Origin of the sequence: Caballeronia grimmiae (assembly GCF_000698555.1) — a bacterium.
GTDB classification, from domain to species: domain Bacteria; phylum Pseudomonadota; class Gammaproteobacteria; order Burkholderiales; family Burkholderiaceae; genus Caballeronia; species Caballeronia grimmiae.
In genome coordinates, this window is record NZ_JFHE01000009.1 from 187401 (window position 1) to 197236 (window position 9836).

Below are 9836 nucleotides of genomic sequence, written 5' to 3' on the forward strand. Positions count from 1 at the left end.
CCCGTATCGACATTTCTCAAAGGATTGAATCATCATGACTCAGGCAACTCTGCCGCCGGCACTCGACGAACAGGCGATCGACGATCCGCTGTCCGCGTGGGGCGCGCCGCCCAGCGAACGCTACGAAGAACTGGCGAACCGCTTTCGCCCGCTGTTCGCGCGCATTCGCGACAGCGCCGTCGAACGCGATCTGGAGCATCGTCTGCCGCACGATGAAATCAAGTGGCTGCGTGAAGCCGGATTCCCACGTCTGCGACTGCCCCGCGATCAGGGCGGCGTCGGTGCAACGCTGCCCGAGTTGTTCGGATTGCTGATCGAACTCGGCGCCGCCGATACCAACGTGGTCAATGCGGTGCGGGCGCACCTGGGTTTCGTCGAAGACGTGCTGACGGCGCACGAGAAGGAATGGCAGGCGCATTGGCTCGGCCTGCTCGCGCAGGGAGCGCTCATCGGCGCGGGACTCTCGGAGGCCGGGACGGCAAAGGTCGGCACGTTCGCCACCGTGCTCTCGCGCACGCCGCAGGGGCTGAGGCTCAACGGCAAGAAGTTTTACACCACCGGCTCGCTGTTTGCGGACTGGGTGGCCGTCGCGGCACAGGACGGCGAAGAAACGGTATTTCTGCAGGTGCCGCGCACGGCCCCCGGCGTCGAAGTGCTAGACGACTGGGACGGCTTCGGTCAGGCACTCACCGCAAGCGGCACGGCCATATTCGAGAACGTGACCGTGGAGCCCGAATGGGTCCGCCCCAGCGCCGCGCGCTTCCCTTACGCCGTACCCTTCTACCAGCTCGTGCATCTGGCATCGCTGGCGGGAATCGGCCGTGCGCTGGCCGACGATGTGGCGCGCCGTGTCCAGCAACGCGATCGTGTCTACAGTCATGGCAACGCCGCGCGCGTCGCCGACGATCCGCAGATCCTTCAGGTGGTGGGCCGCGTGCACGGTGCGGCCTATTCAGCCGGCGCGATCGCGCTGCATGCCGCGAAAGCCCTGCAACGCAGCTACCAGACGCATCTCGATACCGATGCCGACGCCGCTCAACGCGAACACGCCAACGCACTCGCTCATGTGGAAGTCGATCAGTCCGTCTCGGTGATTACGCGGCTGGTGCTCGATGCGAGCACCGATCTATTCGATGCCCTCGGCGCATCCGCGACGCTGCGCACGGCAGGACTCGATCGCTACTGGCGTAATGCCCGCACCATCTCGTCGCACAATCCGCGTGTGTATCGGGAACGGCAGGTCGGCGCGTTTGTCGTGAATGGCACGGTGCCGCCGGCGTCGTATCGGGTGGGTAACGGTTGAGGTTGACGGTGACGTTGCAGGGTAAGCGGGCCGGTCAACCCGGCCCTCCCGTTGACTCCGTACTCAGGCGGCGATACGCACCGGCTGAGCCACACCCCACCGCTTGCGCAGGGTATCGTCTTCATACTCGTGCCGAAACAGGCCGCGCTTGCGCAACAGCGGCACCACTTCCTCGACGAATACGTCGAGACCGCCGGGGAATACATCGGGCATCAGATTGAAGCCGTCTGCCGCCCCGGCACGGAACCACGTTTCGATAAACCCGGCGATTTCCTCTGGTGTGCCGACGAAACGCTTGTGCGTGCTGTGACCGAATTCCGCCACCAGTTCCCGCACCGTATAGGAGCGCTTGCGCAACACGCGCACGATCGATTCCCGAAAGCCCAGCGACGCCTTGAACAACTGCGGATCGGGCAGATCGGCATAACCCTCGGCAGGAATACGCTCGTCGTAGCCGAGTCGCGTCAGGTCGTAACCGAGCCGCGCACTGAGCGCGCCGACCTCGTGCCGGCCGCCCGCCAGTTCGCTCAGTCGCGTCTCGCGCGCGTAGGCTTCTTCCCGCGTACTGCCGATGATCGTGATCAGGCCCGGCAAGATCGCAATGTCTTCGCGCCGGCGGCCTGCCGAAACCGCTGCGGCCTTGACCTGCTCGTAGTGCTCCAGCGCGGCCTCGAGGTCCAGTTCGGCGGCAAACACCGCGTTAGCCGACCGGCCCGCCAGTTTCCGTCCCTGCGGCGAGCCGCCCGCCTGCACCACCAGCGGATGTCCCTGTGGCGACGCACCGAGCGCCAGTCGTCCGTGTACATCGAAGAACTCGCCGTGATGCTCAACTGTGGATCCATCGATCGCGCCGCGCCAGAGACCCAGCACGACATCGACAAACTCGTTGGCGCGGCGATAGCGCAGTTCACGCTCGGGGTTATCGGAGAGACCGAAGTTCGGGCTGACGGCGGGACTGTAGGTGGTCACCGCGTTCCATGCGGCGCGACCGCCGCTCACATGGTCGAGCGTCAGCAACCGTTCGGCCAGTTCGACGGGATCGTTGTAGGTGGTCGACAGCGTACCGATGACCCCGAGATGACGCGTTGCGTCCGCCACCGCCGTCAGGATCAGCGATGGCTCCAGCGCCCGTGCGCCACGGCCGCGTGGATCGTGTGGCAGGGCGGGACTGTCGGCGAGAAAGAACGCATCGAGCTTGCCGCGTTCGGCAATGCGGCCGATCTGCGCATAGTAATCGGCCGAGGTGACCGAATCGGCGGGCAAGCCCGAATACTCGAAGGCCGCGGCCGATACGCCGAAGTCGAGCACATTGACGTTGAGGATGACGTGGCGCGATGACTGCTGACTCATGCGGCGACCTTTTTCGCGGTTTCGAAAGCGGGCGGATTGCCGCTCAGATCGGGTTCGATACGGCGCGCGATCCCGAGACGCGCACGAAGCGTGATGGCTTGCTCGCTGCGGTCGGCGGACGCTTGCGCCAGGCGCGCGATGCGTCCATCGGCAAACCATGCGTGCAGCTCGCCCGCGCGCGGCAGCAAGGTGATGCCCGTCACGTGGGGATACGCGCGCCATCGGCTCAGTTGCGATTCGAGCGTGTCGCGCCAGACTGTGCGCACATGGATGCGGATGGGTTCACCGGATGCATCGGCGCGATCGAGCACGTCGGCGGACGTGTAAAGGAAAGCGTCGAGCGCGTCCGCATCGACGTGAACGACATCGGCGCTGCGCAGCGCTGCGAGTTCCTCTGCGACTGGCGCGTCGGCGTGCCATCGCCAGAACACCACGGGTTCGCCTTGCGGCGTGGTGGGACTGTTCAAGGGTCCACGGGTCGGGAAAACGCCCTCGTGGCCGGCAATGCGCACCGGCGCTTCGAGCGCCACGGCGTGATCGGCATCGAGCGATTCGCGCGGCCAGCTTCGCCATAGCTTGCGTACCGCGAGAACGGCATCGGCAAGTGTCGATGCATCGGCGGGCGCGTGGGTCCACACGCTTTTCTCGCCCAGTCCGAGTTCCGCCGCCCGGTCCCGGCGAAGCGCCAGCCAACCCGCGCGGCCTGCGCTGAAATGATCGAGCGATGCCGTGCGCCGCGCAATGTTGAACGGATGATCTCGCTGCGGCGAAGCCGCGACCACCCATCCGACACGCACCGTATGACTTGCCAGCAACGCGCCAGTTACGGTTGGACTCGGTGATGCCAAAGGCACCTCCCTGTCGCGCTCGCCGCCGAGCACGGCATAATCTGCGCCGCTGGCATCGAGCGCGCGACCGAGATCGCCCGCTCCATGCGGACCGAGCGCGTTCAGCAGTTCACTTCCGGATAGTTCGATTCCGATGTTCAATGGCGCGGACAAGCTGACTCTCCCCTGGATTGGTCCGAAGCGATCGGTCAAAAAATCGATGCGTCCGGACAATCTATCAGCCGTCACGACACCCGCAAAACGAGCGTTCGGAACATCGATATTCCGCGTCGCGGCGTCTGAAGAGCGTTCACACCAGGTAATAGAGTTCGGCCGAGCGCGCTGCATCCGCGCGTCCGATGCAATGTGGGCACACGTTGTCGTCGCCGAGCAAGGCGTAAGTGCGGCGTACGGCCCGCACGGTAGTCGACCAGGTTAGCCGAGAGCGTAGGCAAGCGCGGAGATCACGATCAGCGTGACGAACATGTCCATTTCCGGCAGCGGTGGCGGCGCACCACGCGACGCAACACCAGCGCCAGCACGATGGAAGCAGCGCTGACGGCCAGTGCCTTCTGGTTGACTGGATCGCCGTGGGCCAGCGTGAGCCACAGCCGTTCGAGCACATGCTGATGGCCATTGCCTTTCTCGCGCACGCCCAAGGCATTACCGATCTGACCGATCGCCAGCAACGCCGCCGCGCCCGCCATGAAGCCGATGATGACCGACTCCGAGATGTACCGTGTGAGATCGCCGAGCCGAAACACCGCAATGCCGATCTGCACGATGCCGACCATCACGCCGAGCAGGAACAACGCTTCATAGACATCGGCGGTGTTGTTCGGATCGAGAAAGGCGAGCGCGCTGAGTACCACCAGCGAGATGGCGCTGGTCGGCCCGTTGATGAGATGCGACGACGAACCGAGCAGCGATGCCACCAGCGTCGCCACCACCGCCGAGTAGAGACCGAAGCGGGGATCTACACCCGCGATCGAAGCGTAAGCCATGCCCTGTGGCAACAAGATCGCCGCGACGGTCAGCACCGCCAGCCCGATCGCGTCGCCCGGTAGGCCAGTCGTAGCGCAAGGCGGTTCGTGTCATGATCGACTTCCTTTCGTGGCGATGCTCGCTGATCGGGATACGCTGTCCAGAATGCCGTTTTCATCGAAAAAACGGTGATTCGCGTCGTCCCAGTCGCGGGCAATAGCGGTCACCGGAAACAGCGTCAGCGGCGCAGACGAGGCCGCAAAACGCGGGTCATAAGGACGGTAGCCGGGTTGCGCGATGATGCGTAGCGCATCGTCGGAGAACAGAAAGGAGAGATAGGGCTGCGCCTCGCGTGCAGTGTGATGGCGAGCGACGTTGGCATCGACCCACGCAACGTAAGGCTCCGCGAGGTTGCTCACCGGCGGATAGACGACTTCGAGATCGGTAGCGTTGTCCCCGACTTCCCGCAAGGCGTCGTTTTCCCAGGCGAGCTGCACATCGCCCCGCTTTTCGACTGTGAACGTGCCGGCGGCGCGGCGCGCGCCCGGATCGAGTCTCACGGTGTGTTCCAGCAGCGCGTGCAGGTAGTCGCGCGCCGAATGCTCGTTGCCGCCGCGCGTGACGACTGCGCCCCACGCCGCGTGCACGCTCAGCTTGCCGTTGCCCGAGATGGTGGCCTTTGCTGGCGCCGACCGTGCCCTGAATCTCGACCGATCAGCTAGGCTGGAATCGCCCTTAACGGTAACGTTATGTTCGGCAGATAGTCCATGAATTGCGATTCACAGATTGACGGCGCGCTATCATGCGTTCATTGAGCAATGCACGTCATAAACGGGAGAATCGAATGGCCGGACCTCAGGAAAGCGTCAACATGGCGTTGTTCTGCGATTTCGAGAACGTCGCTATCGGTGTACGCGATGCCAAGTACGAGAGGTTCGATATTAGACCCGTGCTAGAGCGTCTACTGCTGAAGGGGAGTATTGTCGTCAAGAAAGCCTATTGCGACTGGGACCGTTACAAGGGCTTCAAGGCGTCGATGCATGAAGCCAGTTTCGAATTGATCGAAATTCCGCATGTGCGCCAGTCAGGCAAGAATTCGGCCGATATCCGTCTTGTCGTCGATGCGCTCGACCTTTGCTACACAAAGTCACACGTCGATACTTTCGTCATCATCAGCGGAGACTCTGACTTTTCGCCCCTCGTTTCTAAGTTACGGGAAAACGCGAAGAAAGTGATCGGCGTCGGCGTTAAGCAGTCCACGTCCGACTTGCTTGTCGCGAACTGCGACGAATTCATCTTCTACGACGATCTGGTTCGTGAGCAGCAACGCGCGAGCGCAAAGCAGGAAGCGCGTGAAGCCAAGCGTGTGTCAGAAGAAGATCGTCAGCCAAAAGAGGAGATTGAGGCGCGTAGGTCGCACGCGATCGCAATCGCGGTCGAAACCTTCGAGGCGCTCTCCTCTGAACGAGGTGAAAGCGGCAAAATTTGGGCGTCTGTGCTGAAAAGCGCGATCAAGCGACGCAAGCCTGGCTTTAGCGAGACGCAGTACGGGTTCAGGGCGTTCGGTAACCTGCTCGACGAGGCTCAACTGCGTGGCTTGTTGGTCGTGGGACGCGACGACAAATCCGGCGCCTTCGTTTCTCGTCCGTATGCCACAAGTGCGAAGGACGCCGGCCATGCGGCGGCACCGGTCGTTCCCGGAGAACACGACAAACCCGAATCCGTAACGCCCAAGGAAACGGCAACAGCGGCGTCGGCGGATGGCCTAGAGACGCAGGCGGACGTTCAATCCAAGAAGTCCGAACTGCTGGACGAACCGAGGAAGGGGAAGGCGTCCGGGCAGCGCCGCGCCAAGAAGACCGCAGCAACTAAATCACCACTGCGGAAACCCGACACACAGGACGATAAGCAGGCGGTGCAGGAGGTGATAGCGGAGGAGGAACCGGCGAAGCCGTCGCGTAAACCGACTTCCCGCAGCCGAGCTTCACGCAAAGGCTTTGAGAGCGTGAGCGACCAGTAACACGTTTCGCCGGTGGATCACCCGGGCTGCGCTAGTCGATATCGCACGACAGAGGTCCGCCCACCGGTGTCCGCAAGCCGGAAGCAATCTGTTGCGTATCTCCGCCGCGGGTTACTCGTATCCCTGGCCACGCCGCCTTCCGAGAACTGATCGTCTGTTCGGGTGGAGCGGCGACAGTTTCTGCGCTTTTCGGGCGGCGCCGCGGACCCGCGTCGCGGCAAGGGGCAAACAAAGCAGACAGCGGAACCAGTGAATGCGCTGTGAGCGGTATGACAACGATACCGGTCGCAACGTTAAGAGCCTAGAGAACGAAAACTGGAATGAACGCCTCGACCTATTGGTGGGACACGCTAGAGAAGGATTGATACACCCGAACTGGACATTGGATCAATCGTCTGACACGAAGTAGATGGACGTTTGCCGAGGCATCGGCACCGGACTTCATTGCCAAACAACTGACGCGCGTCGTGAGTTAATAAGGCGAAGATGGGCAAACGCTGGCAGTAGCCTGCGATAAGGGCGATGGGATCAACCACGTCTAAGCGGACAAGCGCACAGGCGGCACCGGCAAATCGTCTCCCTCGATATACGCCGTCGCCGCGCGAACCGCGAATTGCATCGCGCAGTCTTCGCTCGCAAAAAACCAAGCTTCCCCTGCGACTTTACGCGACCGTCCTCCTCGACGATTGACGCCGTTGCCTCAAAGATGTTTCCGTTTCGCACGACATTCGGCTCGAACGCCGGTCCGCTGTGATAGATCATCATTGGTTTTCTCTCAGGTTCTGCACGGCCGGCACTCTTCGGCACCGATCTCGTCGTGTCTATAGCCCTCGTCAGTAAAGCGCAGGCGCATTTGGGCATACGGCCGCTTCGTAAGCCCTCATTGGTTTAGCCGGAACCGCGTTTTTGACGAGAGGTGGTACTACTGGCGACGCTTTCATCTACGCGGCAGTTTCAACCTTATCTACGCGTTTTCAACGACCTTTAGGATAGACGTAATGGATTCATTCGTACGCGCCGCACGGCCCGGCCGACGTATCGCCGCTTGTGCCTACAGCTGACGGTGGCGACGCCACAGCAACAAGCAGTCGCTTTCGTGCGGCGGGATTTCCACATCTATCGCGTCGGGCCATTCGGCTGTATCCGGGAATCGGGATTTCCGAGCGGCGAACGACGCTGGATTCAATGCATATAGCTCGAAGCCGATCAATCTTCGACGTGCACCTCTGTTGCGCTGCCTTCTCGACCATAACGCGGCCAAGCCTCGCTCGTCTGCTCAATTTCGGTTTTGGTCGTTCGCTCAACCGGCACCCTGACCGAGGATTCCCACCGTTGAAAGCCGCATGCCGGGCACGCCGTCGTGGGCCGCTCGTCGGACTGCACCGTGAAGCTGCAGCTCCAGCATGAAAAGTAGCCCGGAGCGCCGATCGCATCGAGCAGGGACTCGTCCAAATCAGGCCGCACCGCCAGGCCGGGACACTGCTGGGCCCTCCAGACGATGCTGATCGAACCGGACGCCTCGACATAGACGCGCCGCAGTTGCCCCAGATGCGCGACGCACACATTCGGCACGCGGGCGGTCGCGCGGGAGACGCCCGCCGATGTCGTGGAGGAAATTCTGGGACATGCCTCGCTGCAGACGACCTCCATCTATGTGCGGGGCCGAGCATCGGCGGATGCTCGAGGCCGCCGCGCGCTAGTATGCTAAGGACGAGGAGTAGCGGTTACGTCGTCGAAGCGACACGGCGAACGAACGCCCGCATTCGAATGAAAGAAGCAAGGTCGTCCGTGCTGAAGTCCACCAGCGCAGCACTGTCCCTGGCGAGCCGTTGGACGGCCGTTCTCACGAGCCGCCCGAACGCATCGACGTATATGGCCCTTTCTTCGTCTGGGCATCATGCCGCTTGAGTGCGGCGGGCGTGGCCGGGATCCACTGCGGTGCAATCAGCGGCCCGTGCTCATGCGGCGCGTGGAAGTCGCGCGCCCGGTCTTGCCAATGGGCGCGCAGTGCCGCGACGGTTGCACCGCTGACGGGCGCCGTGCGCTTCTTGCGGCGCTTGCCGATGACGGTCAGTGTCCAGACGGTCGAACTGCCACGCTTCGACTCGACCGAGTGTGGCGGCGTTGCTTGCGACGGTGAGCGGAGCATGGAACTTCGCGACGCGTGCCCCTCCCCGGCCACCTCGGCGAGGCGCAAATCTTCGCGCCGGGCGAGCGCCGCCTCCGCGCGCCGCAATCCGGAATCCCCCATCAATAGGATCGCCGCCCGCGCAGCGCGCCATTGCCCCGCCTCATCGCCCGCCTCGGGCACGACACCCTTGAACCCGTCGCAGCGAGCATCGAGCGCCTGACGCACTTGCATCCATAAGCTCGCGGGCAGCGCACGGTGGCCTTGCACGAAAAGCTCACGCGTCACCGTCGCCGGTTCATGTACCGCGCTCCACGGATTGCCGGGAGATACCGCACCTCGACCAGCCACGCAAACGCGGCCCGTAGCACCCGCACCGCATGCGCCTGACCGTCGGCCGACAGCCCTTCGGGCGCGAATGAGCGCCAGCGGCCGCTGCTGCGGGCGCTTCGGTCCGGTGAACGACGTAGCGGAGTCCTTAGAAAATCCTTGTACGCCTCGCAGTCCTCGACCCTCAGCCACGACAGCGCCTTGCGCCGCACCACCACACTCCACAGAATCAGCCGCTCGAGCTCGCGCGTGTACGCGCGCAAAGTGGTCGGCCGATCCCGATAGCGGTGCAGGTATGCGTGCACCGCGGCGAGCTCGTGTTCGGCGCGAACGAACGCAAAGCTCGTCGCCCGGTAAAAGCCCTGGCCCCGATAATTCGGCCGGCACCGCGAGGTGCTCGAACGGCGCCAGGCGCGGTTCGCTCGGATCGCCGCCGACCACGATGACGCGGTCGGCCCCGTCCCTGCGCTGGCACGCGCCGGCACTAACGACGCCGAGTCGACGTCGGCGGCCACCTTCACGCAGAGTGTCGCCTCATGCCGCTGCAGCCACGCGACGATCCTCCGCGCGCCCAGGATGGCGATCCCCTCTCCGTCAGGCGCTGCGCCATCAGCGGCCGGAACCACAGGGTCACCGGGTGCGGGGCGACCGGCACCGCCGCGGCGAGCGTCGACGCCTGGTCGACCATGCGCAAGGTCATCGCGCATTGTGCGGAGAAACCGCTCCATCGCGTCGGCGCTCGCCGCGTGCGGCGCGTGTTCGGGATCGTAGTCGAGCCGCGCGATGGTGGCCGCCGGCAGCCGCTGCACGAACGCGCGCGGCGCCGTGAAGTCGGTGCGCGTATAGGTGCGCGGCGGCGGCAAGGTCAGCTGTTGCGGTTGATTGGCCATCGCG

General features: G+C 63.6%; 9 protein-coding genes and 1 pseudogene. 3 read left to right on the forward strand and 7 right to left on the reverse strand.

Features of this window, described 5'->3' with window-relative positions; genetic code table 11:
• Positions 1–34 precede the first annotated feature (34 nt).
• Complete coding sequence (locus tag BG57_RS12870) at positions 35–1303, forward strand: acyl-CoA dehydrogenase family protein (protein ID WP_052005777.1); 1269 nt, start codon at positions 35–37, stop codon at positions 1301–1303.
• 63 nt (positions 1304–1366) lie between these two features.
• Here the strand turns inward: BG57_RS12870 and BG57_RS12875 are convergent, their stop codons facing one another.
• From BG57_RS12875 to BG57_RS12890, 4 genes are all read right to left on the reverse strand, one after another.
• A complete protein-coding gene (locus BG57_RS12875) occupies positions 1367–2653 on the reverse strand; it encodes an LLM class flavin-dependent oxidoreductase (RefSeq protein ID WP_035963526.1) in 1287 nt (428 codons plus the stop codon).
• Positions 2650–3654: an LLM class flavin-dependent oxidoreductase gene (locus tag BG57_RS31180; RefSeq protein WP_160174727.1), complete on the reverse strand. Its 1005-nt coding sequence runs from the start codon at positions 3652–3654 to the stop codon at positions 2650–2652. Before BG57_RS31180 ends, BG57_RS12875 begins: the two co-directional genes overlap by 4 nt.
• Before the next feature lie 296 nt (positions 3655–3950).
• The gene (locus BG57_RS12885; RefSeq protein ID WP_052005779.1) at positions 3951–4520 is read right to left on the reverse strand and encodes a SulP family inorganic anion transporter; all 570 of its coding nucleotides are present in this window, start codon (positions 4518–4520) and stop codon (positions 3951–3953) included.
• Between the two features lie 54 nt (positions 4521–4574).
• Positions 4575–5111: a substrate-binding domain-containing protein gene (locus BG57_RS12890; RefSeq protein ID WP_371875875.1), complete on the reverse strand. Its 537-nt coding sequence runs from the start codon at positions 5109–5111 to the stop codon at positions 4575–4577.
• Positions 5112–5308: 197 nt separating this feature from the next.
• Between BG57_RS12890 and BG57_RS12895 the strand changes: the two genes are divergently transcribed.
• A complete protein-coding gene (locus tag BG57_RS12895; protein ID WP_035963528.1) occupies positions 5309–6484 on the forward strand; it encodes an NYN domain-containing protein in 1176 nt (391 codons plus the stop codon).
• 1206 nt (positions 6485–7690) lie between these two features.
• On the opposite strand, the gene BG57_RS33000 is transcribed toward BG57_RS12895, so the two are convergent.
• A complete protein-coding gene (locus tag BG57_RS33000; RefSeq protein ID WP_035963530.1) occupies positions 7691–8134 on the reverse strand; it encodes a hypothetical protein in 444 nt (147 codons plus the stop codon).
• Between BG57_RS33000 and BG57_RS34235 the strand changes: the two genes are divergently transcribed.
• Positions 8091–8192 (forward strand): hypothetical protein, encoded by a 102-nt coding sequence (locus BG57_RS34235; RefSeq protein ID WP_338151974.1) that lies wholly within the window; start codon positions 8091–8093, stop codon positions 8190–8192. The two genes, BG57_RS33000 and BG57_RS34235, sit on opposite strands and share 44 nt — an antisense overlap.
• A gap of 135 nt (positions 8193–8327) precedes the next feature.
• Here the strand turns inward: BG57_RS34235 and BG57_RS31185 are convergent, their stop codons facing one another.
• Together BG57_RS31185 and BG57_RS33005 are read right to left on the reverse strand one after the other, a co-directional pair.
• The gene (locus tag BG57_RS31185; protein WP_052005780.1) at positions 8328–8846 is read right to left on the reverse strand and encodes a hypothetical protein; all 519 of its coding nucleotides are present in this window, start codon (positions 8844–8846) and stop codon (positions 8328–8330) included.
• 50 nt (positions 8847–8896) lie between these two features.
• Positions 8897–9836: pseudogene (locus tag BG57_RS33005) on the reverse strand (integrase); the annotation flags it as partial.

Bases quoted from the DNA above. Each gene is read 5' to 3' on its own strand.
- BG57_RS12895 (WP_035963528.1), top strand. From the start codon at position 5,309: ATGGCCGGACCTCAGGAAAGCGTCAACATGGCGTTGTTCTGCGATTTC.
- BG57_RS12875 (WP_035963526.1), bottom strand. From the start codon at position 2,653: ATGAGTCAGCAGTCATCGCGCCACGTCATCCTCAACGTCAATGTGCTC.
- BG57_RS31185 (WP_052005780.1), bottom strand. From the start codon at position 8,846: ATGCAAGTGCGTCAGGCGCTCGATGCTCGCTGCGACGGGTTCAAGGGT.
- BG57_RS33000 (WP_035963530.1), bottom strand. From the start codon at position 8,134: ATGGAGGTCGTCTGCAGCGAGGCATGTCCCAGAATTTCCTCCACGACA.
- BG57_RS12870 (WP_052005777.1), top strand. From the start codon at position 35: ATGACTCAGGCAACTCTGCCGCCGGCACTCGACGAACAGGCGATCGAC.